Consider the following 26,191-nt stretch of genomic DNA (forward strand, 5'->3'; position numbering starts at 1 on the left):
AGCCCCTCTAAAGCATTGCAGCCCTATTACCCACCTCTATTTTCCGAACAGGTTCTTATATGCAAATCTATAACGGTAAGTTAATATATAACCATGTCATTATGATGATATAGATGAGGAGGAAGAGAGACTTAAAGAACGGGCATACTTCTGAAAACGCAGCCGTGAACAGATGTATAGAAAAAAATGCTTGTGTCATTCTTTTTTTAATTATTCTGCTTGCTCTTGTTTTCAGGTCTTTTGCATTTGATAAGATATTTGTTGATGGCGACGTCCTTTTCCAGGGTTATGATGAATATTACCACATGCGGCTCATCACATATTCGGTGCATAACTTTCCAGGATATATGTGGTTTGACTCCTACGTGGATTATCCTGACGGTATCAATGTGGGCTGGATGCCCCTTTATGACCTGGCAACAGCTTTTATAATCCTCATGCTCGGCTCCGGCTCACCGTCCGCTCACACAATCGAAACAGTTGCAGCCGTATTCCCGGTTATACTGGGGGCATTAACTGTGATCCCCATCTTTTTAATTGGCAAAGAACTGCTTGATAAAAAGCTCGGTCTCCTTGGTGCTTTCCTGTTCGCCATCATGCCTTCCCATATACTGGTCTCCCGTCTGGGGGCTGTTGATCACCACGTAGCTGAAACCTTATTGTTCGCATTGATACTTCTTTTGATCATCCTGTCCCTTAAAAAGCAAAAAAATGATGAGGCTTCACAAAGTGTAAAACCGAAAAAAAACGGAGGATTATCCGGAAGGATTTTCACGGGAAAGAGCCTTGCTGCGCTGGTCGGCGTTACTACAGGTGCACTGATATTCACCTGGAGCGCGGCTCCTATCTATATCGCCATATTCAGTATGTATTTTATTATCCAGTACGGAGTGAACCTGTACAGGAAACAGGCATCAAATGGTATTATGCTGATAGGAGGGATTGCGGCATTTACTGCGATTGCCATATCCGTATTCCTGTACATTTTCCACTGGATCCCGCTTTACCAGGTAGCAGGTGCAGCAGTGTTTTTCATATCAGTGATTTTTTGTGGGTTTGTTTCAAACACGATGCTTAAGAGAAAAATGCACTGGACATTGTATCCGGCTGCCGTAGTCTCTTTGCTGCTGATAATATATGCGGCAATTATGAGCTTCCCCGCACTTGGACTCTTATTTAACAGCCTGATGCAATTTCTAGGGCGTGAAAATATTACAGGTACTATCGCAGAAGCCCAGCCTTTTGCGTCGGATTTCTTTTCATTTTTCATAGGTCTTTACTTCTCAAACCCCTACGGTTCAACCCTTGTTTTTGCATTCTTTGGGGTCATAATGTTCCTGTTATACGAACTTCGCTCCGGGTTCGTTCCTGAAAAACTGCTGTTCGTGGTCTGCGGGTTCGCAGTAACCATCCTGGCATTCCAGCAGGTGCGTTTTGCCTACCTTATGGCAATATTTGTGGCGGTTTTCTGTGCATATTTTATTTACAGGGGTTTTTTCTACAGGAAAATTGTCAATTACAACACTGTTGTAGGGATAATCCTCCTGGTAATAATTATAACCCTGACGGCATACCAGGGATACTCCACGGCAAACGAGGAACCGGCGATAACAGGGGACTGGCAGGAATCACTTCTCTGGATGCAGAATAACACGCCAGCTACGAGTTTTTACGATAACCCGAAAGAACAGCCTGAGTATAGCGTGATGTCCATGTGGGATTACGGTAACTGGATCGAATATGAAGCCCGCCGTCCCGTGGTTGCCAATAATTTCCAGGCAGGCGCCGAGGCAGCAGACCGGTTTTTAACGGCAGATACCGAAGAGGCAGCGAACGCGATACTTGATCAGAGGAAAACGAGATACATCGTTCTTGATAATGCCACGGGATTCGGATATAAAGATAATGTTCGAGGGAAATACGGAAGTGTCCTTAAAGTTGCAGGTAAAAACGAATCGGATTATTACTATTCTTTTGAAGTCCCGGTTACCGACTATACTGCTACTGTTTACCTGTTGAACGATAACTACTATAATACCGTCTTTGCAAGGTTGTACCTGATGGACGGTTCAGCCGTTGAGAATCCCTTAAAAACCGATGCTAAGGCGCTGTCCCGTTACCGCCTCATCTATGAATCGGACAGTACCTGGCTGAATAAGACCGGAGTAAAGACTATAAAGCTCTTCGAATATGTTCCCGGCGCAAGGATAAAGGGTAGGACGCTGCCGAATGCGAGTATCAGCTTATCGATCCCGGTAACCACCAACAGGAACAGGACTTTTAATTATACGAATAAAGTAACGGCGGATGCCAGAGGCAATTTTACTCTCGTAGTTCCTTACGCTTCCGAAGGTACACCCTATGGAACGCGCCCGACCGGGGGTTATACGCTCTCGGTAAACGGGTTTGCTATTAAAAACATCAGCGTCGGTAATCAACAGGTCGTTGCCGGTTCATCTATAGATTCAGGATACCTGGAGAGCATGGGAAAACAATCCGATACATCCGGATTCCCAAATAAACCGCGTCGAATGCCGCAGACGATGAACATAACATGGAAGTACGAGCTTGGGGAACAGATATCCGATATGGCAATCAAAGATAAATTCATCTATGCTGTTTCCGGTAAAAAGGTCTATGCAGTAGATACCAATGAACAGTCACTTGCCTGGAAGCAGGAATTCCCGGGAAAGCTTATGTCGCTTGAGATCTCAGGTGACAAACTGTATACAACAACCCGCCAGGGCTTATCTGCCGGAATATATTCCCTCGATACAAAAGACGGCAGCATCTCCGGGATGTCGGTTCCGGGTGAGCTTTCAGAAACTGCGCCTCATCTGCCTGTCCTTGTGGATGGCAGTACTCTCTATATCGGAATACACAAAGTAGTGAACGCTGTTGATATCTCAGGCAAAGCCTTGAAATGGAAATTCACTGCTGATGACCCGATACTGACCAGGCCCACCAGCACGGATAACAGGCTAATTGTCATCTCTTATAATTCCTCTTACAACAGCACAATATATTCGCTGGATAAAAATGACGGCACCCTGAGATGGAAGAAGGTATGGAACGACATAATCTGGTCTTCACCTATGGTAGCAGGTGACGCTATCTATTTCGGGGACAGGAACGGCGCTATCAGCGCCTTTGATATCTCAACCGGGGAAGAAAAGTGGAAATACATGACCGGTTATTCCGTTGATGCCGTGCCGGTATTCGCGGATGATACAGTTTATACGGCTTCCTACGATGGCAAGGTTTATGCCCTGAATGCCAGCACGGGTGAAACTGTATGGAAATCAGAAGAGCTTTTCCCCATGTCTGTCTCGCCGTTCATCGAAGGGAGATCGATCTTTGCAGGAGCCCTGGACGGCAGTATCTACAGGCTGAACAAGACCGATGGCAGGGTGGATGGCATATGTGCCGCTAACGGTACCATCAGGGCTTCTCCCGCAGTGCTGGACGGGGTAGTTTATGTGGGGACCCAGGAAGGAATCTTATATGCATGCAGCTTTAATAATGCTGCCGGTTTGCCAGTATTCACCAGTTCTTAAGGCTGATTCTCACGACCTGTTTTTAGGTGTGTTTTTGCAAAAAATATACATGTAAGTTAGTTGTATTAGCCAAAAATAATTGAATAAATACAGGAGAAACACAATCATGAATCTTGAAAATACCCTAATTATGATACCCGGACCCGTTCCCGTCGCCCCACGGATACTGCGTGCCATGGCAAAACCCATAATCGGGCACCGTGGCAAGGAATTCGGGGATATGTACAACGATTGCAGGACTACCCTGCAGGAGCTTTTCGGGACAAAAAACGACATGTACATCATCAGCGGCTCAGGCAGTTGCGCAATGGAAGCTGCTGTTGGGAACGTCATCGGGGAGAACGATACCCTCGTTACGATAGAGAACGGGAAGTTCGGGGAGCGCTTCAGGGAAATAGGGGAGCGCTATGGGAAAGTCAGGGCAGTTAAATTTGACTGGACAAAAGGCGAGTCCATAGAGCTTGATAAGGTCGAAAGCGCGCTTGCAGAAGGCGCGAAGGCTGTTACACTTGTGCATAACGATACTTCCGTCGGTATCAAGAACCCTGCAAAAGAGGTCGGGGAACTTGCGAAAAAATACGGGGCTCTGTTCATCATGGACGGCGTGACCACCATCGGAGGGGATGAGGTACTCGTGGATAAATGGGGCGTGGATATCGCGGTCGTTGGCAGTCAAAAGTGTATCGGCGCACCTCCCGGATTATCCGCAATCTCCGTGAGCAAGAAAGCATGGGACTCCATGGTCGAGAAGCCGCCTTATTACATGGATCTGAAGGCGTACAAGAAATCAGCCAACAAAGAGACCGCGCAGACACCTTACACGCCAGCCGTGCCGCTGTTCTTCGCGTTGCACGAAGCATTGAAAATAGTAAAGGAAGAAGGGCTTGAGGAGCGCATCAAACGACATGCCAGGTATGCAGAAGCCATACGAGCAGCAGCCGATGCGATGGATGTGGAGATGTTCCCGCAGTTGAACAAGTACAGCAAATACTCAAACACGGTCACTGCCATGAAGATACCCACAGGTATCGATGATAAGAAACTTCGCAACGGGATAAAGGAGTTAGGTGTCCAGGTCTCAGGCGGACAGGGCTCTCTTGAAGGCAAGATATTCAGGATCGGCAGCATGGGCAACATAAGCAAGCTTGATATCCTGAGCACGATCCAGGTTGTGGAGATAGTGCTTCACAGGAACGATGTCGTTAAGAAGATGGGACCCGGCGTTGAGGCTGCAAGTAACGTGTTGAAGTAGATCCAATAATTAACCTGTTATGCTATGATAATAGAATATCCGCAAGCTGTGCAAACTCTTCTGCCGAAAGGGTCTCAGGCCTTCGCTCAAGCATCTCACGCGGAAGTTTTTCCACAGCCTCTTTTGCATCATTAATCCCAAGCAGACCGGCGTTATTGATTATCGCATTCCGCAGCTTCTTGCGCCTCTGGGAAAAAGCAGCGGTGATGAATTTCATGAAAAATTCCTCATCTTTCACTTTATACGGCGGAGGTCGCGGGGTCAGCTTTACTATGGCGGAGCGAACCTGCGGCTGTGTGCTGAAAGCGCTCTTCGGCACGGTCTCCAGCATCTCAACGCCGGCGTAATACCGGACTGTTATCGAAAGCCTGCCGTAATCCTCACTACCCGGTAAAGCCGCCATCCTTTTTGCGAACTCATACTGGTACATCAGTATCCCGAAATCGAATTTGTGCTGCAATAGTTTAAATGTGACAGGAGATGAGATAGAATATGGAAGGTTGGAGATGACTTTATTAAAAGGAGGGAACTCTATCTTGAGAGCATCCCCGGTCAAGACCTCAACATTTTCCCACCTGTTCAGGGATGCTGCAAGTTCGGGGTCAGCTTCTATAGCTATTACCTTTCCGGCTTTCCCTGCAAGCTCGCCGGTGAGGTTACCGTAGCCCGCCCCGATCTCAAGCACAGTATCCGAGCTGTTTAATTTGCCGTATTCAACTATCCTGCCAAGGATACGTTTATCAATCAAAAAATGCTGGTCTCGCTTATACAGTTTCATCTTTTGGGCGGCATAGGGGTTGTGAAAATACGGTATTTTATATTATCGTCCTTTAACTCGTCCATAACCCTGTTCGTGATAAGTTTCTCAGGCGCATGCAGCCCTTTCACCTTGTTAACCAGATCCTTAAAGCTCTCAAATTTTCCCTTTTTCCTCTCGTCGATTATCGCCCACATGAGCTTCTTACCTATGCCGGGCAGCAACTCAAGCATGTGCAGCCTGGTCGTTATGGGATAAGCCTCGTTAAAGAAAGACAGGAAACGTTTCTCATCCGAAAGGATTATTTTCTCGACCACGATAGGAAGCTCCATCTGGGCGCCGTGGGTGAGTTCATTGTACGTGATCCGCCTCTTGACATGGTCTATTACGGGGCGGTCACCTTCGCCGATATATACCATGTCGCCGGGTTTAGGAGAAACGTTCTCTTTCGGTATCATCTCCATAAGGACAAAATGTTTCTCTCCGACCCCCTGAACAAGTGGTTTTTTCTGATACATCGGGCGGGGGTCGTCCGAACGTCCATAGGGTAAATAATCCAGAATGTACGCTACTTCCTCTTTCTCCGCCTTTTTCTCTAAACCTATCATCAGATACCACTCTCTATTAATGTCTCCTTGCTTAAAGTATCATTAATATAATTAGAATATATGCTTATATAGTTTTACAATCGGTGTTCAGGTGAACTTTATTACCAGGTCGAGGATTTGCTTAAGTTCGCTCTCGGTCAGTGTGTAACGTTCTTTTGCATATATCGATCTTATCTCATCATTGGACAGTGGAAGAATATCTGCGATGCGGATAGCTATTTCGGGCTTCATCTTCTCAAGCTTCATCAACTCGTTTGCAAGTTCCCTTGATTTTTCAGGCGAAAGCCTGGAAAACATCTCTGCATGAGCTATTGCTTTGCGCAGTTCGTAGCCAAGTTCCTTCCCCTCGTTTTCTCTCTCCTTCCTTATCCCGGTGAGCTCTTCCTTAACCTCAGGAAGAGTCAGCAGCTCATCGCGGATGACCTGTTTTACAATCATAAAGCGACACCTCGCTTTATCCGGTGTCCACGTATGGCTTCGCCATACGTGTCGTATTTAATAAACTTTCTCATCATTTCACCGACTATTTCTGGGGAGTCAGATGTTCAGGAAGTATGATGACCTCTTTCATGAGCCCGCCATCGCGCACTTCGACAATATAGGCTCTGCCGCGCTGTCCCGTGACTCTTCCTGTCCTTCCATGGAACTTGGGATGCGGCATTCCGTTCTGGATACCGGGATCAAGATCGATGTTCACTAAATCCCCTTGCGCGAACTCCTGTATCGCCCGGCTTATCGGAGATAATCCTTTTTCTCTTACTGTTTTTTTAAGTTTATACCTTGATTTCCTTCTTGTTCCGTGGGTCTTTGCCATGATATTCCTCCGAATTAGTCCCCGTATTTAAATACGGGGTCTTATCCTACTTTTATTACTTCAAGTTCTATAACCTTTGCCTCACTTTCTGTCAGCGACGCAATGCTGGGTACAGTGCGTCCGCCGTCGCCTGAGACCAGTTCCTTGACATATAGCCCTCCTTCGCAGTGTATAATGAGGACGGCTGTGTCTATATCAAACGATTCAAGCTCGATTGAGTGAACCTTTCGTGTCCTTTCCAGGTCGGCGCGCCGGTGAAGCACTCTTGTGGGAGTTTTCTGTCTTATGAAGGCTCCGCTTATTATGTTAATGGATGATTTAAGTTTTTCCTCTGTTGTATTGTGTTCTATCATGGCACGGTATATCTTATCGGCTTTCATTGATTTGAGCTGCTCAACTGCCTCGCTTTCAACGAATTTTAGCTCCTGTACCTCGATTTTCCCATCAGATTTTGTGTTTATTTCCGACTCAAGCGCCCTCAGGTCGACGTGCCTTTTATGGGGCTTCTTTGCCTCAACTATGAAGGGGCGCCCTTCTCCAAGCATCAGGGCATCGATATCCTCGCGCCCTGCACCGTGGAATGCCGTATCTTCGCACTGTGCCGCAGCCAGAACATGGGGCTTGATAAGGTCATCAACAGACTCCTGGTACATCCTCCCCGTGCCGCCGCAGCGCTCGCACCCTTTACCCCCGCATTCCCTGCAGGGCCACCTGGTCTGGGGTATCCCGCGGACAAGCTTCCTGTACCTTCCGTATATGTATAACGAATTTACACCAAGTTCCACAGCATCACTTTCAATATCAAGCAACACCGCTATCTGGGGTTTTTTGAGGTTGGCCCTCTTCCCTGTTAGCTTCTCGATCCTTTTCCCGACCTCGCGGTTGAGTTCTGTTTTAAGGGGCTCGGCAAATGTTGTCCCGCTCTCTGCCCAGGCAAGCTCCTCGTTCTCTGCAAGAAGACCTGTTACCTTCGTCCCGACAAGGAAATTGTCATATTCATAATCCGAGAGCGCAAGAATTGCCTTTTGCGCCCATGAATCAAGATGTGTGAACAGGTTATTGCACACCCAGCATTTACCCTCTTCGCTCTTTTTAAGCTCCTTCGGCAGTTCATTATCCTCATCTGCGCCTGCCTGCATAGCCAGGACGAGTTTTATGGCTTTTCCGCGCTGGTCGTTGGACAACCCTGTTGAGAGCTTTGCGAACTGCCTTCCAAGGCAGTGGTCACAGATAGGGCCTTCATGCAGGAGTTTGCGGGCCGTGTCAAGGATTGTCATCTGGCTCTGGATATACGATATATTCTAAATACGTTTCTATTGCTATTAGCCGAAATTTTTAACACAACAAACAGCATGAAGTAGTTGTATGAAAGTATTAAGTTATAGAATTCTGCTTAGAAAGGAGCCTGAGGGAGGCTATACGGTAATAGTTCCATCCCTTCCCGGCTGCGTTACATACGGAGATACCATAGAGGAAGCAATAGAAATGGCAAAGGAGGCTATTGAGTTATATATCGAGAGCCTGAAAGAGCATGGTGAGGAGATACCAACAGAGGAAGGAACTCTGGAATATTCTATAGCGGTAGAAGCGTATGCCTAAACTTCCCTCTCTTACTCCTCAGAAAATTATTAAAGTGCTTGAAAAGAAAGGTTATAGTTCCTCTTCATAAAAAAGATTTACCAAAGGGAACTTTAATTGAAATTTTAAAACAGGCGGGTATAAGTAGAGAGGAGTTAAGAGACTTACGGTGAGCGAAAAGTTATACTCAAAACATCTATACTTCTGCAATTTTGTTCACATCTGAGATTAATTGAATCGGTTTAAGCATTCTCTTGCCTGTCCATCTCGTTATGCAACAGGACAATACAGTGGTCGGCATGCAGAGAGAGGGGTCCCACGCTCACTACCTCATTCTCATATTTCTCGATTGACTTCTCTTCATCATCTGTTACGCCAAGATGATCTCCAAGAACGAACAGCGGCTCTTCGAAGCTCCTTCCCCGCACATCCCCACCATCTTCCCTCAGATAGGTTATTTTCCTGTTCAATTCGCTCAAAAGGTCGCCAAGCCCCCCTTTCCTGACGCTCACTCCTGGCGTGGATTCAGTCCAGAACCCCTGCGCATTTTTCTCAAGTGCTTTACGTATAAGCGAAGCTGCGCTACGCTCGTCCGGATTTAAGTATCTTACCCCGCTGCCGTCAAAACATATGAGCTTTGGCGGCGCTGGCTCCCCTTTCAGGACAAGGTACACGCGGACATCCCTCCGCAGGTCATGCGAGAGAAAGAGCGCGGCATTGACGCACCTGCAAAGGATATCCATCCTGCCTGCTGCGCCCGGCAGGTCGTTCAGGGAGAAGGGCGCAGTTGCAGCTTTGTGACCGATTATGATGAAGGATTTCATGGTCTAAAAACCAGCAAACCAGGTAATAAGCGTGCTGATTAATAAGAAGGTTTATTCATCTTTATTCAATAGTGCTGATAAAGGGTTTAAATACTGCCGAAGATAAAATGAAGCTAAAAAAGCATTATCTTTGTATTTCAGGAGATTCCATCCTTGAAAATATTACAAACCCCGGTGAGGTTTTATCCTTTTGTTGGCGGAGTGGAGAATTATGTATATCACCTTTCCCGGGAACTTGTTAAAGCAGGGCATGATGTCAGGGTAATATGCGCCAAGGAGCCGGAAACAACCATCGAAGGGATCGACGGGATTAAAATAGAAAGATTGGAATACGCCGGGAAAATTGCTAACACCAACATTACCCCCTCTCTACCTCTTCACATTTTAAAAGACGATTTCGATCTGGTACATACCCACCTGCCCACTCCCTGGAGTTCGGATTGGAGCGCATTTGTTTCCAAAGTAAAGAAAAAGCCCCTGGTCATGACGTACCATAACGACATCGTCGGTTCTGGCGCTGCAGGTCATATTGCAAATGCCTATAACAAAACCGCCCTCCGGCTGCTTTTAAAAAGAGCCGGGAAGATCATTGTGACCCATCCTGACTATCTGGAGTTTTCCCAGCACCTGCAGGGCTACAGGGAGAAGACCGAGGTTGTTCCGGTGGGTGTAGATATCGAGAAATTCCACCCCGAGGACTCCCGGGCAGAAAATACCATTTTTTTCTTAAGCCTGCTGGATGAATTCCACAGGTATAAAGGTCTTGATTATCTGCTGGAAGCCGTGAAGCTTGCAAAAAAAGAGATCCCGCAGATAAAATTAAAAATAGGCGGTAGCGGGAGACTCCTTGAGTATTATCAAATGAAGGCAGCTGCTCTGGGTCTGGGAGAGAATACAGATTTCCTCGGATATGTGCCTGATAAGATGATCCCGTGGCACTACAGAAACTGTTCATTATTTGTACTGCCTTCCATATCTGCGTACCAGGAGGGTTTCGGCATGGTACTGCTTGAGGCACTTTCCTCCGGAAAGCCGGTCATTGGCACTGATATAGTCGGCCTGTCTGGTGATATTGAAAAATATAAAACCGGGATAGTAGTAAAGCCGAAAGATACAGAGGCACTGGCAGGGGCTATAATAAGGGTCCTGCAGGATAAGGAGGGGGCGAAAAGGATGGGAAAGAATGGAAGAGATCTCGTAGAGACAAAATATTCCTGGAAGGAAATCGCAAGGCGCATAGGAAGGATTTACAATTCACTGGAGGTATAGGATATTAAAGACCGGATTCTCATAGTAACCCCCTTATACCCTCCTTATACAGGGGGGGCAGCGATCCATTTTTCCAGTCTTGTACGGTGTCTGAAGGCGAAATTGGATATAATCGTGCTGACAACGTACAACCGTGATCATGTAGAACCGGAATACAATGTTAAGATCCTTCGTACCATCCCGAATCTCTTAGAATCTTACGTCCCGGATAATGCGGCATATAAGGTACTCAGATATCTTATCCTGCCTGCAACGACTTTTATAAGTACCTTTTTTATCTGCCTGCGATACAGACCAAAACTGATGCATGTGCACTCAAGTACAAGTATTACTTCGGGCGCCTGTCTCTTTAGCTTATTGTTTCGCATCCCTGTCTTTGTTGATGTTCAAGACATGTTTCCCGGAGAATTTCCATTAAACCGAATAATAAAAATCGGCTGCATGCCCCGCTACATTGCTCTTGGAAAAAAGGTAGAGAAGATGCTGGTTTCAATTAATATCCCCAACAAGAATATTCTAACACTACCGATTGCACGTCTTCCTATCGAAAGAAAAATTATGGAAACTTCAAAAAGAAAAATGAATGATAGGGAGATAAACATATTATTCGTTGGAGAATTAACCAAAATTAAGGGAATTGATATTCTTTTAGAATCCTTCAAAATCGCTTCAAATCAATCCATAAACCTGTTTCTGAAAATAATTGGCGATGGCCCGCTGCACGCATATTGTAAAGAGTTCATCTGTAATAACAATTTGAATATAAAATTGCTTGGGAGACTAAATCACGATAAAACCATGGAAGAAATATCCATCTCAGATATCATTGTCCTGCCGTCAAGAACGGAAAGTTTTGGTCGAGTGATATTGGAAGCTTTTGAATTTGAAAAGCCTGTAATAGCTACCGATGTGGGAGGAATTCCGGAACTTTTAAAAAACGGAGAAAATGGAGTCCTTGTTAATCCCTGTGATCCCAAAGGACTGGCGGATGCGATGCTAAAACTTGGTAAAGATAACATATTAAGAGAAAAACTTGGTAAGAGCGGAAAGCAATCGCTGGAGGGAATGCTATCTTTTGAGGATTTAGCAAAAAAATTATAGGGTTTTATAGATTGTAAATCAGCTTCAGGTCTTCCTTTGAAAAACCTTTTACCAGATACAGTACTGTCATGTAGAATGATCCTGCAAGGGGGACGAGGACAAAAATGTTAAGGTCATTCATAAAAAATAAAACAACCCCCATTGCCAGACTTGCGATAACAGGTCTGTTTATGGCTCTATAGATGGAGACCCTGCACACGTATTTTGATACAAAATAGAAGTTCAGGAAGAAAAAGACGATATAAGTTATTATCTTCGCAATGCCAGCCCCTATTAGACTGAATGGAGGTATCAGGATAAGGTTCAGAGTAATATTCAGGACGGCACATGTCCCGGTTGTGAGAATGTTCACTCTCTGTTTGTTGATAGATGATAAGGTTATATAAAGAAGATATCCAAGAAATTCAAAGACCGTGAGCCATATTAAAATCTGAAGGATGGTGATGGAATTTTCATATCCCCTGCCATATAAGATAAATATTATTTTGTCTGATAAAAGGGTAATGCCTGCCACCACCGGGATAATTAGCATTGATAAGAACCTGAATGTCTTTTCGTATGCGAGGGTTAGTTCCTCTCTTGAGTTCCCGAGCCTGGAGAACATGGGGAAAATAGACTCCATCATGGCATAGGAAATAAGGGATATTGCCAGAGGTATCTGGTACGCTGCGTTGTACCACCCCACAACAGCATCTCCTTTCAAGGAAGAGAGTATGACCGTATCTACCTTTATGTACACGTTTATGAAAATGAACGCGATGCCGAATGGAAGTCCCTCCCCTATCAGATACTTCCAGAGCTCCCGGTCCGCCTCAAGTTTCGCAACTGCAAACTTTCTTTTTGTCAGGTGAAAACTCAGTAAGACATTGACCGCACCTGCTATCAGGAATACTGAAACAACCTCGATCAATCCGTATCCAAGGACTAAAACCAGTATGCCCAGAGAAACGAATATGAGCCTCTCCATTATATTCAGCAGCGCCTCGTACTCCATTTTTTCAAATGCCCTGAAGACCGATCTTGTGAGCTGTGAAAATGAGGTAATGATCGTGTAAATCCCGACTATGTATACTGCCATCCTTGTTTCAGCCGGGTAGCCCATCAGGTTGATCACGACTGCTATTAAAGAAAATGATATCAGCGATAGAAGACCCCTCAAAACGAGAACGTTGCCGATGTATCTCCCAACCAGTGTTTTCTCTCTCGCTATATCTCTTATAATAACTGTATTCATGCCAAGGTCTGTGACCACTAAGAAAAGACTGGTAAAAGCGAAAGCAAAAGAATACCTGCCGAACCCTGTCTCCCCTAAATACCTTGCCAGGTAGATTACAAGCACCAGACCCAAGGTCCTTGTGACTAACTCCCCCAATGCCAGAGCACTTATGTTTTTTATAATTTTTATGTTCATCGGTCATGACCTTAGTTCTAAACCACTTTGTAAACCTTGAATAGCAATCTCTGATTCTCGCTTTGCCCTGTATGAATTAATTCTGTTCCATCTGGAGTCTGGTTTATATATTTTTGTAAATATGTATACGTTCCCGCATCAGAATTTATGGTAAGGAGCGGATCTGTGAACAGAACTATATAATCTACCTCCTTATTTTTCATCCTTTCCAGAAGAAGTTCTTCATTAGAGGGCGGTGCATAGGTGGTCCTGTTAACATAGTAGCTCAAAAAAGTCGATTCCGGATAGCGCATCCCCGGTTTTGATTTGATATTTATGTCCAGCCAGAGCGGCAATTCCCATGTATTTGACTGGATTCTGGCATCCGGGGGGGTATTTTCAGATAACCATCCTCCGGCTTCTATTATTCCGCTCTTTGAACGATCCGGATACCCCTCCTGCATATTTATGAAAAAGATGGCGTTGAGAAGTGAGGAAACGATGACCAGAGAAATGATCAAATACATTATTTTATGCCATTTCCCTTCACCCCGGTTATAAACTATCAAAAATATGACTATAAAAGCCGCACCAAACGTCAATACCCGGATCCATAGAGGTATATCCGGCATTATAAAATTCAAATGCGGAAACCTTGGGGCATATACGACCATTACAGCCAGGACCGCCAGATAGAGACTTAGTAAAATCCAGAAGACACTTCTGTTTGACCGCTCACGGTGCACGGTTCCATATGCTGCCACTATTGATACTAAAGGTACCACTTCAAAGAAATTCCGGACCCCCATGCCAAAATCTTTATTCGCGAGGGAGATGAGCAAAATATAAATTGCCACCGGCATTAGCAGAAACAATTTTTTATAGAATGGCTCTTTTAAAGTTGCTGCTATACCTAAGAAAAATAGTACGACAAAGGGCATTGAGTATAGATCGGGACTTAAAAATGTTATGTACATTTTATACCCAACCCAGATGATATCGGTTCTTACATCAGTTATTACTATTGAAAAAAGCCATTGCAGCCTGGAGTATAAATTGCCATGTGCATCTTCCCAGACTTTTGAAAATAAAACCAGCGCGCCAATGAGAATAAGCAGGAATATTACATTTTTCTTAAAATTTTTAAAATTTAAGGTTAATAACATATATAAAGCGCCTATCCCAAGGAAAATAAAACCATGCAGCTTAACGAAGGCGGCAATTAAGAGAAACATAAAGCTAATAAAAAAATCTATTTTATTTTTACCTGCATACCACTTATAAAAAAAATATAGGAATGATATTATAAGAAATATCAATGGTATGTCCGACAGTAACCTGATCGAGTAGAAAATGAAAGATGGATTTAACGCTAGAAATAAAGCTGAAACATACCCGATTTCCTTATTGAACAATTCCTTCCCGAGAAGATAAGTGGGAATTAAAGACAATGCCATAAAAAACAATGAAATTATCTCCGCGGATCTGAAAGTGGGTGCTGCGAAACTTATTATTGCAGAGTATGAATAGAAGAAAAAATACCTTTCCTCAGCGTAATAACTGATGTATCCTCCGGAAGAAATACCCCCGATTTTGTTCAGGTACATATATTCGTCAGGAAACCTGAAATCAGCGTGTCTTAATACCACTGAAACAAAAAAGAAAAGGATGACAATGACCCAGGGGATTATATCCTCCCTGTTAAAATTATATCCCTTAAAATCACTTGTTTTCCGCCTGATGAAAGAGATAGCGAGGAACAGTAAAAAAAGTAACAATAAAATCTCTTTGAACAACTGTATTCTATTTGAATAAACTAAAGATGCTATCAGAAGGTTTACAGTTAAAAGCCCGATGCCAATGCTTGCTATGATATGTTCTGTGATTGAATAGTTCTGGGGCTTGATAAAATTCGTATGGACAATAAATCCAAAAGATAACAGGATTATAATCCCAAGAAAAACATTCGGAGAATATAATGTGATGAAAAATGAAAAAAGAAATAATGCGCTGCATATAAGCAGGTCAGGGAATTTCGTGTTTTTTATTGAAAATTGCAGGTTATTCATTGTAGTTAATTCCTGACAGAGTATATTCATTTTAAAACTTCTCACCGATCTCAATCAGGGAGGATGACCTAAGGATGATAAAATGAATATAGCGTATATAGAGCAATAACCGCCTGGAAAAATAGCACTACTGATACAACTTCGTATTCATATGCTTTGCCTTTTATTTTTCTTAATAATAGAATCGTGATGTGTGGGATGCTATATACTTTATCTCTGACCGCAAGCGAACCGTCGTCCAATAATTTAGATGTCCATTTAGGATTGAGTTTTCCTCTTGCTTTTAACAGGAACTCGATATAATACAGGAAAAACAGCATCGCAGCGGATTTTTCCATGTTGCCGATAATCGCAACTATTGCCACAATCGCCCCTATAGGATACGTCAATGTATCGCCCGGAAATACCTTCGCCGGGTATTTATTATAGTAAAGTAAGGCTACCAGAGCAGAGATTGTTGTTACCGCAATCACTGTAGCTACTGTATTTTCAGTGCTGTAAGCTATTAAGCCAAGAGTGGAAAGTGTTATTATCCCCATCCCGGCTTCTAATCCATTATAACCGGCCAGCATGTTGAAAGCATTGGAGGCACCTATCATACCAACTGGCACTATCAGCAGAGGATAGAGCAGTCCTATACTCAGAGTGCCAAGGAAAGGAAAGGTCATTTCGCTCTCTCCTGCATTTATTACAGCCAGGGGCAGGGGTATCAGGAAGGTAAGCAATACTTTTTCTCTCTGCCTGAGCCCGATCCTCCATCCCAGCATGTCATCCGTCATACCAATTATGGTTGCGATCAATATACTTGCTACAACAGCAAGGACTTCTGTTATTGAATTACTGTTGGAGTAATAAAAAGTATCAAAGGCAATATAGACCAGGATTGCTAAAACAGCACTGAAGATTACTACTATCCCACCCATCTCAGCTACTTCTCTCTGGTCTTTCTTATGAAGGTCTCTGCCTACGAAGCGTCTGGTTTCAGCTCTGCGAATCCAGCCTGGAAGGATTAGAAAGCAGGTTGTGAAGCTTATTAAAGATAGAAGGATGAAAAGTTTGAAGGGCATGGTCTTTGGTAAAGCTGTATGAGTATAAAATAATTATGATTTCTTAAAAGTAAATATTGTGTATTTATGTTTCTTGGAATAACCGTATTATACATGTTAGCTTTCACTTCCTAAAATATCTGTAAAATAGTTTAGATAAAGGTTCGGGTGCGGTCTTTACGATAAAGGGGATGATCAAATATAAAAAAGCATGAGGAGGTAGATGCATATTTTTAATAAAAGAATATTTAATTTTTGCATTTAAGATAGCTTTTTTGAATCCACTTCTCCTTTTATAGAAATTCTTGTCTACCCTGAACATATATAAAAATTCAGGTAAATTTTCCGCGTAAACTCCTTTGTAGAGCATCCTGCACCACAATTCATAGTCTTCCATGTATCGATAAACAGGATTGTAAGGACCAACCTTTTCAAAGAAAGCCCGCCTGAACATTAAAGTGGGATGAATAAATGGATTCCGTATAAGAAAATTTCTTTTTATTTCCTCGTAAGAAATTGGCATGCTATTTTCAAATATTATTTGATCAGCTTCATCTATTTCATATGCAAATGTTCCCAATGTATCTATTTCTTTATTTTCCTCTAAGAATTTTACTTGTTTTTCTATTCGATTTGGCAGAGAAATATCATCCGAGTCCATTCTTGCAATATAGTCACCTGTACTTTTTTCGATCGCTTTGTTCAAACAGGCTACGAACCCTTCTTCTTTACTGTTCTCCAGCAATATCAGTTTTTTTTCGAAACCTTTATCAGAAAAATAAACACATTCTTTGATGTCCTCCCTTTTCACATCATCCAGAACTATAATAACCTCAATATTTTTAAAAGTTTGATTAAAAATAGAATCCATCGCCTTGTATAAAAATCTAATATCAATTCCATCGTACACACTCATTATGATTGAAACTTTAGGTATTCGGTATTCGGTCATATTCACTATATCCCATATTCCGCACATAAATTTGCATAACTTTTAATTTTCAATATAAACTACCGATGCATAATTTTATTTAATGAAATTAATTATAGTGTAACTGTTACACTGTGAAATGAAAGAAAATAGGTTTCCAAATACTTAAGCTGTTGTAATAAATTACAACTGGATTATGGCAAAGGAATTCATACGGGAAATCAAGGGTCATAAGTACAAATATCTCACATATTGGGACAAAGCAGAAAAGATATCAAAACAAAAGTATTTAGGAATAGTTAATGTTGAAAAAACAAAAAATGTGAAGACGCCTACTGAAAAGGAAATTGCAGAGGTCCTAATGAAGATCGAAGGAGGTCTAATAGAACGGAAACATCTTGAAAAATGGGTCAAACGATTGAAAAATCAAGAGAACATGAATATGCTAAAGAATCTGTTTGTTGAATAACGAAATTAGCAGTGTAACAGTTACAATGTGTGGAAAGTAGGCTATATACATATAATTAAAACTTACAGATGGAAGATTTAGGGTAGAAGTTTTCTATATAACCCTTTTAAGCTGGTATAAAAATCCCCATAGGTCTGAAATTTAGTTATATTACGAATAATGAACTTTGGACTTAGATAAAATTTAAGATTTCCTATAAAAACTGCTTTTTCCATTTCCTCCTTACTAAGGTTCGGAAAACTGGTAATTGCTCTCTTTTGCACATCAACTGACTTATAATCCCCATCTATAAACCAATCATTATCTCTAACTATATTATAAAATTCTGTTCCAGGGAACGGGCTGACAATATTGAACATAACCTGGTCCGCATCGAGTTCTCGAATCATTTTATAAGTGTTATCAATAGTTTCTTTAGTTTCAAGCGGGCTTGTTCCGAAAAGCACATTAATTTTAGCCGCTATTCCATACTTTTTCAATAATTTTATCGCTTTAACATTGGTTTCAACCGTAGTTCCTTTTTTAACATAATCTAGAATTTTTTGATCAAAAGATTCAACACCAATATCAACATACTTACAACCTGAATCAGCCATTGTTTTTACAATCTCTTCATCTAGTTTATCTGCTCTTGATTGACAGCCCCATACGAAATCAAGCTCTTTTAAAGCTGAACAAATTTTTTTAGTCCGTTCTTTCGATTGGATAAATAAATCATCCTGAAAACTTATTGATTTATATCCCTGTTCTTTCAATATTTTGAGTTCTTCGATTACATTTTCCGCTGACCTCAAACGAACTGGCGGTTTTCTGCCATGATCTCTCTTAAATTCAATTTCTCTAGCAAACGTAAGAGAAGATGGAACACAATAAATGCACTGATGCGGGCAATTTCTGGATGTTACAACTGGGGTATAAGGAGAATTTTTAAGCTTGGGATTGTGATATTTATTTTTGTTTATTAAATGCCTTGCAGGAAAGGGCAACGAATCTAAATTAGATATTGGTTCTCTTGAAGGGCTATTTATCACCTTTCCATCCTTTTTAAAAGAAATACCTTTAATGTTAGATACGTCTAAGTTTCGAGAGAATCCCTGGATTAACTCCAATGTAGTATATTCAGGCTCCCCACGAACAATATAAGTACTCTCATCTGGCAAAAACTCGTCTATGAAAAATGTCGGCGCAGGTCCCATAAAAATGATGGGTATCGTTGGCTTCAGTTTTCTTATAATAGAGTGGGCTACAAGATCATTTTCTTTGCTTAAATTTACTGCCCAAATAGAATAAATGTTACTTTGATCTTTTTTGATAAAATCAACAAAATCTTTTTCTTTCCAATTGTTTAATACCGAATCTACATAATCTACTTCAAAACCATTTTTTTCGATTACCGTAACAACTGTCAATTCATAAATATTTGGAACTGGATAAATAGTATAAGTACAGCCAGAAACTCTTTCGGCAGCTCTCTTTCCGATCAACACGGATGGTATGATAAATGTAATTTTGAAACTTTTTTTGAGTTGATTCTCTTGGATATCCATGTTATACAGTAACTCCTAAGTAACTATTTAGAAATGATTAGTATTCAACACTTTCAAAAATTCATTTTTAGATTTAGCCCAAGAAAAAGATTTAGCTGTTTCTAAGGCATTTAAAAATAAATGGGTTCTTAATTCCTTATTATGTATAAGTAACATTAATTTTTCTTTTAATTCACTAGTTTTTCGGGGTTCGTACATTAAACAATTTATATTTGGAGCCGCATATTCATTTACTCCTCCAGCATTTGTCAATATTACTGCACAACCGCATGCCATAGCTTCTAGTGGCGGTAAACCAAACCCTTCCCACCAAGACGTTGAAATAAAGATATGAGATTTATTATAAATCTCAGCGATTTCATTATCGTTACTTGATTTTATAAGTGTATAGTCGGATATATCAAATCCTGATAAATCATCATTTGATATAATATATATATTATTTATTTTGTTAGATTTATCTTTTTTAAGCTCGGCCCATACTTTAATAAAATCAGCAAAACCTTTCCAAGGGTGTTTTCTTGCTACAAGACAAATATTAAGTTCATCATCTTTTCTTATATTTTTATTGAAAAAAATGCTAAGATTAATACCTGGATGAACTAAATTAAAATTAACATCTTTTCTTTTTGAAATTTTAATAAAGGAATCGCAAACAAATTTTGAATTGAAAACATAATTAACAAATCTATAACCATACGAAATCTTTGTGAATTTTTTATATATATGCAAAACAAACTTATTTTTTAATAGAAAGAGGTCATCAAAAATTATGTAATCATCAGCTTGCATAAACCTATGGACATCTAAGCCTTTCAATAAAAAGCTGAAAATTGCCATTATAGGATCAGAAACGATAACTATTTTATCTTTTCTGTTATTTTTTACAAACCATAGTGTTTGCAATAAGTTGAAAAGTTTTTTCAACTTATTATCTTTAAAGTTACTAATTTTTAATGTTTTGACGTCCTTATTTAAGTTAAAAGTAGAAGCCTCTTTTGAGTTGTTTGGATAAATAATCTCAGCATCATATCCATCTCTTACTAACTCGTTAGCCAACTCTACAAAAACTCTGTTACCACCACCTATCTTAAGGCTAGGAGTCAAAAATACTATACCCTTCTCCATACGTCAACCAATCTATATAAGTATAATGATAAAGCAATAATATACATTCCAAACGGATATTGATGTAATGGAGCAAACATTGACATAGTTAAGAAGATTGTAAATATTATGATAGAATACTTAATAAAAACAGATCTTGTCTTTATATACCTAGCAATTGAGTTTAAATAATAATATAATATCAAAAGCAGAAAAGCTAAAAATCCGAAGAATCCAAATATATGTAGAATCATGAAAAACAGATTAAACGATTTTGCACCGACTGCAGTTCCTGTATCTGTACTCATGCTCGTATCCCAATAAAAACCTTGACCAAAAATAGGATTTACCATTACATCTTCTATTGACATATAAAAAGCATCTATTCTTCCAAGTCCCGAGGCATCTTTTAAATAGAATTTGTCAATTGTAAGTTCAATATAAGGCATAACATACTCTTTTAAACTGATAAAACTTAAAACGATGAAAACTACTATTAAAACAGTATATTTATTTATATACATCTTTATATTTATTTTTTGATTTGCGAATATGAACAGCAGACTGAGTACTAAATAAACAAGCAATCCAAGATATGAATTTCTCGTTGCAGATAGTATAATACCTAGGATAAATAGAGGTAATACCAGAAAAAGTTTATAATTCTTTGATATTATAACTCTTAGCATGATTAGAATTAAACCAAACACCAAATACTCCGAATACCATGTAGTTTCAGAAAAAAAGGCAGATGGTCTTGTATTATAATCATCGTACATGTAATTAGGTATGCCGTTAATATTAAAAAAAAAACTGTATCAGCCCCCATATACACACAAATACAAAAATTGAAATTAAATAATCTAATAGTCTAACATAATTACGCTCAAAGGTTTTAAAAGAATTAAACAAAACTATTATAAGACCAACACTAAACAGCCAGTACTTAATAATATGCAATTTAAATTCCGTTGTTTCAAAGATAAAATAAATAAAAGAATATGCCAGTAATAGCAATACTACGCTATAAATAAAAACAGAATTTTTTTTTAACTTTATTTTTGAATCATTCCTCATTAGATATTCAGCTATTTGTAAAAACATTACAATTAGTAGAAGAGGATACCAGATCCTAAACTTAAAGGAAGTGAACGAGAAAAAAGCTGAATCAAAAACTAAAAGATACACTATGGATAAAGACAAAGAATTTTTTAATCCTACATATTTGAAATTATAGGCTATTATGAATATAGTGATGGCAATCAAGACATAGAGTGAAGCCTCAAAGCCCCAAAGAGAGAGCGCTATAAAGTATAGGATAATATTTAATGCTATAAAAAGCGCTGGTCTATTTATCACTGTATTTCCTCGAGTGGTAAAAGTATATTTTAAGTAACCTCAGCGTATATATAATATAATCAAAGGGTATCTTGTAAAACTCCCCATTTATCAGCCTAAAATCTATTCTAGCTCTCATCTCATCACTGATAGAAGCATAGAAGTTGGATGATAAATTGTTACCATCTAATCTGAAACACGTTATATGCTCGTTTACAAAATGCGGGTCTCCCAGGATACGCCAAGCATTCAGAAAGAACATATAGTCCATTGCATATTTGTATTTTTCATCAAATTGAACTTCTTCAAAAATATTTCTTGGAAGCAGAGTAGTTTGATGCCTTATTATATTTCTTAGTACCATATCAAAATAAGTGTATTTTCTGAATTTATCTATTTTTATTTCTACGGTTCTTGAGTTAATATACTTGTAAAAACCTGTAACCCATTTTTTATCAGATGATTTTAATTCATTATATAGTAAACATAAAGATTCATTTTTGCAAAAAATATCATCCGAATGTAAATGTAAAATAAGTTTACCTGTGCTATGGCGGACACCTTTATTCATCGCATCCGAGATGCCTCTATCTTGCTCACTTACCCAATAATCAATATACTCCTCGTATTTTTTAATAATATCTAAAGTTCCATCGGTTGATCCACCATCTATGATAATATATTCTACATTGTCATAAGTTTGATTTATTACACTTTTTATAGTCTCTTCTAAATATTTTTGACCATTTCTAACAACTGTGATGATACTGATTAGTGGACGGTCAGGCCAGCTCTTTTTATGGGAGAGCCCTTTGGTACGCAATCCACCTTCTAGCTTAGTTTTTGTTTCCTTCAAGTCCATTCATCCCTAATATTCAATTACAATCCTTCTTGCTGCTTCTTAAACAATTCAAAAGTAACCCATCCTATCAACCTTTTTCGCATTGGATGTAGCCAAATGGGAATGACTAGAATTAATAGAAATATTATAAAAAGAGTTATAGCCCCTATCAAAGGAGTTAATTTATCAAATAATTGATAATACAACAATAAAGAAGTAGATATTCCAATTATGCTCGCAAACGCAACGAATGCACTTTCTTTTGGTAATAACTCGGCTCTGGAAATATTGTGCCTATGATGATACGATATAGGAATAATAGAGCTACCTATAATCAAAGAAAATACCCAAGCTGCTACTACTGCTTTGCCCCCATAGATACTGCCAAGTAGTAACCCTAACCCTAAATTTAATGCAGCTATTACTATGTGTGCTACTGTATTCCAACGAAGTTCGCCAATGCCCAGATTTGCAAAGTAGGCTGGTGCCGATAATGTGTTTAAAAACCAACCAACACTGAGCAGGATGGAAAAAAGAACAAAAGTTGCCTCATAATATCCAATCCACACTTGAGAAATAATTGGTGTAAATGTAATAGTTAAAGAAAAAAGTGGTAATGCAATATATAAAAGTAAACGATAAGAGTCGCTGTAGACTTTCTGGATGATTTCGGGGTTTTTTCCTTTAAATCCGCTATAGTGGGAACGAGTACCTGATTGGTAGTGACAAGTAATGCTCTAAACTGCAAAATCATTCGATTTGCCATTTCATAAAAACCTGTCATAGCAAGGCCACCAAATTTAGTCAGCAGTGCTTTTGTAATAGGGTCGTATAGCATTTGACTGATGGAAATTACTTGAAAACTAAGCCCATAACCAATCATTTCATCAAACAATTTTCTGTTCCACTTATATGGAAATATTGGTAATGTTCGCACATACCACTTAAGTAAAAGCCAACTTCCAATAAGAATAATAAAGGCTTGAATTACCTGCGCATAAGCTAATCCTATTAATCCATAAAGTGGAACCATCAAAAAACATAACATGAGGTAAAATAACCAACTTGCTATAAGAATACTGCTTTTCAGGTCAACCCGCTGATAACCATCGAGGCTAGACTGAAATACATTGGCAATAACCATAATCCATAAAGATAATAATGCATACGGGAGAATAGAGATAGCATCTTTCAGATTAACAACTGGAATTATCAAGCCAAGAAACCTGTTGATAAAGGGGTAGGCAGCCAATAGAATAAAGCCAACGAGTATGCCAATGGAAATGACAGATGTCTGTATTACGCTGGAAACAATTTTGTCTTCGCTTCGTGCTACATATTTTGCGACAAACTTTACAACACTGGCAGAAAGACCAAAGTTAGCAATCGAGCCAAAAGAGACAGATGCTAGCACAACAGACCAAACTCCCAGCTGTTCAATACCTAAGGTATTTAGTAGAAACCGATACTGTATAAAAAGGACTCCACCAATTACTATAATCTGTGCTACAGACATGATTGCGTTGATAAGCACTTGCCGCTTCTGCATATAATATTGACCTTTTACTTATTAGCTAAAAATAGAAGATTACAATATTCGTATCGTTCACGTACAATATGCGAGACAATTTCGCCATTGTGAATCTCATAAGGTGAATAATTCATTTGTTCCAACCAGGTAATTATTTCTTTTGATTTAGGAACTCCATGAACTTCAAAATCACCCACTTCTATGATGATATTAGGTTTGTAATTTTTTAATGTTTCTATCATGCCTTTCAAAACATGAATTTCGGATGATTCAGCATCTATTTTTATAAAATTTAAGTTTTTGAACTTTTTTCCTTTTAAAACATCGTCTATTTTTCTAGCTTTCACAGTAATTTCGTTTTTTATTATCGAAGATCTGTCCGTTTTTCTTAATCCAAATATCGAATTATAAGCAGAGTTTACTAATCCACAATCAAAAAACTTTATTTCAGTTTCTTTGCTAAAGGCTGCACAATTATAAATTTCAATATTGAAATTATTTGAATAACAAACAATATTTTTTTTTAGCTGCTGATACGTTGTTGGGGTAGGTTCAAATGCTAAAACTTTTCCAGACTTGCCAACTAGATAACTCCCAAGTAATGTAAAAAAGCCAAAATGAGCCCCTATATCAATAAAAGTCATTCCTTCGGTAAGAAACCTTAACATATACCGAACAACATCCTCTTCAAAATAACCATATCGCCAAATACTTACAGACACATCTTCAGGGAGTACAACACTCATTTCTCCACCCCAAAAAGTCGGAACTTTAACTTCGATATTTTTTTGATAATCTTCATTATCTTTGGATATAGCATTTTCCAAGGATTGTTTGCGACGCGTATTATACGACTTTTTTTGATAAGTTTGATGCAAAAGACAAATTTTCAAGTAGTTGCTCAGCTGCGAAATTTGTGTTCATAATAAATTTACCCTGTTATTTTAGAAATAAAGCATCAATAAATACAACATGGCCGTCATTATCATATGTTTGTTCAATATTTCCAGTGTAATGATACCCTAGATAGTCAAGAGATAGCAAAATATCTTTAAAGCTAGCTTGATTTTCATATAAAGAACCTATGTTAACTTCTAATATACATGCCCTTGCCCTACGAAATGTTTCAGCGCCCCCCCTTATAACACGATCTTCATATCCCTGTACATCGAGCTTAATAAGAATATCTGGAATGGGAGGTTCGGATAAATTTCCCATTAGTTTATCTAAAGTCGCTAATTTAACTGAAATTGGCGTTTGTTTTTGTATAAACGGATAAAGTTCTTTGCAAATTTCTGTTGATTTAAGGAGAGAAGAGGAAGGACTATGCTCTGAATGATAAAACATCTGCATATCGCCCTCACTATCCCCTATGGCTATATTTGATACATTTACTCTTCCACTTTGAAATTCTGCCCATTTACTTAATTTCTTAAAAGGATCAAGCAAAGGCTCAAAGCAGTAGATATTTGCTTTAGGAAAAACTTCTGATATCATTCTTGCAAATTGACCTTCATTTGCTCCTACATCGATAACTGAACAAATAGGCAAATGACGTAATCCTAAAAGAGTATATTTAGGATTATCAGATAGGTGGGTAATATCAAAGCCAATATTATTAAATAACTTCTTAACTATTCTTTTCATGACGTATTCCATTTTCTTATGGGATTTTACGACTTATATTTTCCATACCGTTCTATAGTTTTTCTTAAACCCTCCTCAAAAGGGATTTCCGCCTTGAACCCGAATTCTTTCTCAGCCCTGCATATATCCAAGAGCTTTCTCGGCTGCTCATTAGGCTTCGTCGTATTCCAAATAATTTCCCCCTTAAAGCCGGTTAACTTAGTAATCAACCCGACTAAGTTCGATTTCTATTACCATCTCGCTATTCTCCATATATCATCCTACCATCTTCCTACCTTCTCCTTTATATCTTTATCTGGCTTCCAATCCCGGCGATTTTTCACCCTCTCAATACATTCAAAATGCACCCATCCCATACTCTTAAGGTCCTCTCTTATACACTCAACCTTCGAATCGTTTGCTGAATCTCAAATAAGGTACACAATCTTGTAATCCTCCGCCCGCAGGGCGGCGCCTCCTTGGGGTCTGGGGCTTGCCCCAGCGCGTGCTATAAAAATCTTTATTGTTTTGACTTA

At 39.7% G+C, this 26,191-nt stretch carries 26 protein-coding genes; 7 read left to right on the forward strand and 19 right to left on the reverse strand.

Annotation, left to right across the window (positions count from 1 at the left end; genetic code table 11):
- Positions 1-113: 113 nt before the first annotated feature.
- Both MNV_RS09225 and MNV_RS09230 read left to right on the forward strand, forming a co-directional pair.
- Positions 114-3,557 carry an oligosaccharyl transferase, archaeosortase A system-associated gene (locus MNV_RS09225; protein ID WP_096205450.1) on the forward strand — a complete coding sequence of 1,148 codons (3,444 nt, stop codon included), beginning with the start codon at positions 114-116 and terminating at the stop codon, positions 3,555-3,557.
- Positions 3,558-3,663: 106 nt separating this feature from the next.
- Positions 3,664-4,809, forward strand: a complete 1,146-nt coding sequence (locus MNV_RS09230; protein WP_096205452.1) for a pyridoxal-phosphate-dependent aminotransferase family protein — start codon at positions 3,664-3,666, stop codon at positions 4,807-4,809.
- 22 nt (positions 4,810-4,831) lie between these two features.
- Here MNV_RS09230 and rsmA read toward each other — a convergent pair whose 3' ends face one another.
- The 5 genes from rsmA to MNV_RS09255 form a co-directional block, all read right to left on the reverse strand.
- Complete coding sequence (rsmA, locus tag MNV_RS09235; RefSeq protein WP_306453634.1) at positions 4,832-5,557, reverse strand: 16S rRNA (adenine(1518)-N(6)/adenine(1519)-N(6))-dimethyltransferase RsmA; 726 nt, start codon at positions 5,555-5,557, stop codon at positions 4,832-4,834.
- Between the two features lie 26 nt (positions 5,558-5,583).
- Complete coding sequence (locus MNV_RS09240; RefSeq protein ID WP_096205456.1) at positions 5,584-6,174, reverse strand: DUF655 domain-containing protein; 591 nt, start codon at positions 6,172-6,174, stop codon at positions 5,584-5,586.
- Positions 6,175-6,261: 87 nt separating this feature from the next.
- Positions 6,262-6,612, reverse strand: coding sequence for an RNA polymerase Rpb4 family protein (locus tag MNV_RS09245; protein WP_096205457.1), 351 nt, complete (start codon positions 6,610-6,612; stop codon positions 6,262-6,264).
- 85 nt (positions 6,613-6,697) lie between these two features.
- Positions 6,698-6,988 carry a 50S ribosomal protein L21e gene (locus MNV_RS09250; protein WP_096205459.1) on the reverse strand — a complete coding sequence of 97 codons (291 nt, stop codon included), beginning with the start codon at positions 6,986-6,988 and terminating at the stop codon, positions 6,698-6,700.
- A gap of 41 nt (positions 6,989-7,029) precedes the next feature.
- Positions 7,030-8,265 (reverse strand): tRNA pseudouridine(54/55) synthase Pus10, encoded by a 1,236-nt coding sequence (locus tag MNV_RS09255; protein ID WP_096205461.1) that lies wholly within the window; start codon positions 8,263-8,265, stop codon positions 7,030-7,032.
- An 88-nt stretch (positions 8,266-8,353) separates the two neighbouring features.
- Here MNV_RS09255 and MNV_RS09260 point away from each other — a divergent pair, with 88 nt between their 5' ends.
- Together MNV_RS09260 and MNV_RS21245 are read left to right on the forward strand one after the other, a co-directional pair.
- The gene (locus MNV_RS09260) at positions 8,354-8,587 is read left to right on the forward strand and encodes a type II toxin-antitoxin system HicB family antitoxin (RefSeq protein ID WP_096205463.1); all 234 of its coding nucleotides are present in this window, start codon (positions 8,354-8,356) and stop codon (positions 8,585-8,587) included.
- A gap of 38 nt (positions 8,588-8,625) precedes the next feature.
- Positions 8,626-8,739, forward strand: coding sequence for a type II toxin-antitoxin system HicA family toxin (locus MNV_RS21245; RefSeq protein ID WP_218837967.1), 114 nt, complete (start codon positions 8,626-8,628; stop codon positions 8,737-8,739).
- 69 nt (positions 8,740-8,808) lie between these two features.
- Here the strand turns inward: MNV_RS21245 and trmY are convergent, their stop codons facing one another.
- The gene (gene trmY / locus MNV_RS09270; protein ID WP_096205465.1) at positions 8,809-9,390 is read right to left on the reverse strand and encodes a tRNA (pseudouridine(54)-N(1))-methyltransferase TrmY; all 582 of its coding nucleotides are present in this window, start codon (positions 9,388-9,390) and stop codon (positions 8,809-8,811) included.
- Between the two features lie 153 nt (positions 9,391-9,543).
- Between trmY and MNV_RS09275 the strand changes: the two genes are divergently transcribed.
- On the forward strand, positions 9,544-10,659 hold the full coding sequence (locus MNV_RS09275; protein WP_096205467.1) for a glycosyltransferase family 4 protein: 1,116 nt from the start codon (positions 9,544-9,546) through the stop codon (positions 10,657-10,659).
- 197 nt (positions 10,660-10,856) lie between these two features.
- Here the strand turns inward: MNV_RS09275 and MNV_RS19600 are convergent, their stop codons facing one another.
- The gene (locus MNV_RS19600) at positions 10,857-11,027 is read right to left on the reverse strand and encodes a hypothetical protein (RefSeq protein ID WP_179293905.1); all 171 of its coding nucleotides are present in this window, start codon (positions 11,025-11,027) and stop codon (positions 10,857-10,859) included.
- 25 nt (positions 11,028-11,052) lie between these two features.
- On the opposite strand from MNV_RS19600, the gene MNV_RS09280 reads away from it, so the two are divergent.
- Positions 11,053-11,760 (forward strand): glycosyltransferase family 4 protein, encoded by a 708-nt coding sequence (locus tag MNV_RS09280; protein ID WP_179293906.1) that lies wholly within the window; start codon positions 11,053-11,055, stop codon positions 11,758-11,760.
- Between the two features lie 4 nt (positions 11,761-11,764).
- Here the strand turns inward: MNV_RS09280 and MNV_RS09285 are convergent, their stop codons facing one another.
- The 4 genes from MNV_RS09285 to MNV_RS09300 all read right to left on the reverse strand — a co-directional run bounded on the left by MNV_RS09285 (position 11,765) and on the right by MNV_RS09300 (position 17,217).
- Complete coding sequence (locus MNV_RS09285; RefSeq protein WP_096205471.1) at positions 11,765-13,171, reverse strand: flippase; 1,407 nt, start codon at positions 13,169-13,171, stop codon at positions 11,765-11,767.
- Between the two features lie 17 nt (positions 13,172-13,188).
- Positions 13,189-15,249, reverse strand: coding sequence for an ArnT family glycosyltransferase (locus tag MNV_RS09290; RefSeq protein ID WP_096205473.1), 2,061 nt, complete (start codon positions 15,247-15,249; stop codon positions 13,189-13,191).
- A 38-nt stretch (positions 15,250-15,287) separates the two neighbouring features.
- Entirely contained in the window at positions 15,288-16,286 is a 999-nt protein-coding gene (locus MNV_RS09295) for an MraY family glycosyltransferase (protein WP_096205475.1), read from the reverse strand.
- Between the two features lie 103 nt (positions 16,287-16,389).
- Positions 16,390-17,217 (reverse strand): glycosyltransferase, encoded by an 828-nt coding sequence (locus MNV_RS09300; protein ID WP_179293907.1) that lies wholly within the window; start codon positions 17,215-17,217, stop codon positions 16,390-16,392.
- 175 nt (positions 17,218-17,392) lie between these two features.
- On the opposite strand from MNV_RS09300, the gene MNV_RS09305 reads away from it, so the two are divergent.
- On the forward strand, positions 17,393-17,665 hold the full coding sequence (locus tag MNV_RS09305) for a hypothetical protein (protein ID WP_096205479.1): 273 nt from the start codon (positions 17,393-17,395) through the stop codon (positions 17,663-17,665).
- 77 nt (positions 17,666-17,742) lie between these two features.
- Here MNV_RS09305 and MNV_RS09310 read toward each other — a convergent pair whose 3' ends face one another.
- The 8 genes from MNV_RS09310 to MNV_RS09345 all read right to left on the reverse strand — a co-directional run bounded on the left by MNV_RS09310 (position 17,743) and on the right by MNV_RS09345 (position 25,676).
- Positions 17,743-19,212 (reverse strand): B12-binding domain-containing radical SAM protein, encoded by a 1,470-nt coding sequence (locus tag MNV_RS09310; RefSeq protein WP_096205481.1) that lies wholly within the window; start codon positions 19,210-19,212, stop codon positions 17,743-17,745.
- Positions 19,213-19,239: 27 nt separating this feature from the next.
- Complete coding sequence (locus tag MNV_RS09315) at positions 19,240-20,340, reverse strand: glycosyltransferase family 4 protein (RefSeq protein ID WP_096205482.1); 1,101 nt, start codon at positions 20,338-20,340, stop codon at positions 19,240-19,242.
- On the reverse strand, positions 20,325-21,098 hold the full coding sequence (locus MNV_RS09320) for an O-antigen ligase family protein (protein WP_096205483.1): 774 nt from the start codon (positions 21,096-21,098) through the stop codon (positions 20,325-20,327). Before MNV_RS09320 ends, MNV_RS09315 begins: the two co-directional genes overlap by 16 nt.
- Before the next feature lie 569 nt (positions 21,099-21,667).
- On the reverse strand, positions 21,668-22,513 hold the full coding sequence (locus MNV_RS09330; protein ID WP_218837968.1) for a glycosyltransferase family 2 protein: 846 nt from the start codon (positions 22,511-22,513) through the stop codon (positions 21,668-21,670).
- A 23-nt stretch (positions 22,514-22,536) separates the two neighbouring features.
- Entirely contained in the window at positions 22,537-23,067 is a 531-nt protein-coding gene (locus MNV_RS20210; RefSeq protein WP_218837969.1) for a hypothetical protein, read from the reverse strand.
- 29 nt (positions 23,068-23,096) lie between these two features.
- Positions 23,097-24,014 (reverse strand): oligosaccharide flippase family protein, encoded by a 918-nt coding sequence (locus tag MNV_RS20215; RefSeq protein ID WP_218837970.1) that lies wholly within the window; start codon positions 24,012-24,014, stop codon positions 23,097-23,099.
- A gap of 47 nt (positions 24,015-24,061) precedes the next feature.
- Entirely contained in the window at positions 24,062-24,856 is a 795-nt protein-coding gene (locus MNV_RS09340; RefSeq protein WP_143311714.1) for an FkbM family methyltransferase, read from the reverse strand.
- A 112-nt stretch (positions 24,857-24,968) separates the two neighbouring features.
- On the reverse strand, positions 24,969-25,676 hold the full coding sequence (locus MNV_RS09345; RefSeq protein WP_179293908.1) for an FkbM family methyltransferase: 708 nt from the start codon (positions 25,674-25,676) through the stop codon (positions 24,969-24,971).
- Positions 25,677-26,191 lie beyond the last annotated feature (515 nt).

Origin of the sequence: Candidatus Methanoperedens nitratireducens, assembly GCF_900196725.1 — an archaeon.
Taxonomy (GTDB): Archaea; Halobacteriota; Methanosarcinia; order Methanosarcinales; family Methanoperedenaceae; genus Methanoperedens; species Methanoperedens nitroreducens_A.

What these genes read in the sequence shown, in the direction of transcription:
- MNV_RS09310 (WP_096205481.1), bottom strand. Translation starts at nt 19,212, where the DNA reads ATGGATATCCAAGAGAATCAACTCAAAAAAAGTTTCAAAATTACATTT.
- MNV_RS09225 (WP_096205450.1), top strand. Translation starts at nt 114, where the DNA reads ATGAGGAGGAAGAGAGACTTAAAGAACGGGCATACTTCTGAAAACGCA.
- MNV_RS09255 (WP_096205461.1), bottom strand. Translation starts at nt 8,265, where the DNA reads ATGACAATCCTTGACACGGCCCGCAAACTCCTGCATGAAGGCCCTATC.
- MNV_RS09250 (WP_096205459.1), bottom strand. Translation starts at nt 6,988, where the DNA reads ATGGCAAAGACCCACGGAACAAGAAGGAAATCAAGGTATAAACTTAAA.
- MNV_RS20215 (WP_218837970.1), bottom strand. Translation starts at nt 24,014, where the DNA reads ATGTCTGTAGCACAGATTATAGTAATTGGTGGAGTCCTTTTTATACAG.
- MNV_RS09290 (WP_096205473.1), bottom strand. Translation starts at nt 15,249, where the DNA reads ATGAATATACTCTGTCAGGAATTAACTACAATGAATAACCTGCAATTT.
- MNV_RS09280 (WP_179293906.1), top strand. Translation starts at nt 11,053, where the DNA reads ATGTTTCCCGGAGAATTTCCATTAAACCGAATAATAAAAATCGGCTGC.
- MNV_RS09260 (WP_096205463.1), top strand. Translation starts at nt 8,354, where the DNA reads ATGAAAGTATTAAGTTATAGAATTCTGCTTAGAAAGGAGCCTGAGGGA.
- trmY (WP_096205465.1), bottom strand. Translation starts at nt 9,390, where the DNA reads ATGAAATCCTTCATCATAATCGGTCACAAAGCTGCAACTGCGCCCTTC.
- MNV_RS09245 (WP_096205457.1), bottom strand. Translation starts at nt 6,612, where the DNA reads ATGATTGTAAAACAGGTCATCCGCGATGAGCTGCTGACTCTTCCTGAG.
- MNV_RS19600 (WP_179293905.1), bottom strand. Translation starts at nt 11,027, where the DNA reads ATGCGAAACAATAAGCTAAAGAGACAGGCGCCCGAAGTAATACTTGTA.
- MNV_RS09305 (WP_096205479.1), top strand. Translation starts at nt 17,393, where the DNA reads ATGGCAAAGGAATTCATACGGGAAATCAAGGGTCATAAGTACAAATAT.
- MNV_RS09230 (WP_096205452.1), top strand. Translation starts at nt 3,664, where the DNA reads ATGAATCTTGAAAATACCCTAATTATGATACCCGGACCCGTTCCCGTC.
- MNV_RS09295 (WP_096205475.1), bottom strand. Translation starts at nt 16,286, where the DNA reads ATGCCCTTCAAACTTTTCATCCTTCTATCTTTAATAAGCTTCACAACC.
- MNV_RS09315 (WP_096205482.1), bottom strand. Translation starts at nt 20,340, where the DNA reads ATGGAGAAGGGTATAGTATTTTTGACTCCTAGCCTTAAGATAGGTGGT.
- MNV_RS09285 (WP_096205471.1), bottom strand. Translation starts at nt 13,171, where the DNA reads ATGAACATAAAAATTATAAAAAACATAAGTGCTCTGGCATTGGGGGAG.
- MNV_RS09345 (WP_179293908.1), bottom strand. Translation starts at nt 25,676, where the DNA reads ATGAAAAGAATAGTTAAGAAGTTATTTAATAATATTGGCTTTGATATT.
- MNV_RS09320 (WP_096205483.1), bottom strand. Translation starts at nt 21,098, where the DNA reads ATGTACGATGATTATAATACAAGACCATCTGCCTTTTTTTCTGAAACT.
- MNV_RS09240 (WP_096205456.1), bottom strand. Translation starts at nt 6,174, where the DNA reads ATGATAGGTTTAGAGAAAAAGGCGGAGAAAGAGGAAGTAGCGTACATT.
- MNV_RS09300 (WP_179293907.1), bottom strand. Translation starts at nt 17,217, where the DNA reads ATGACCGAATACCGAATACCTAAAGTTTCAATCATAATGAGTGTGTAC.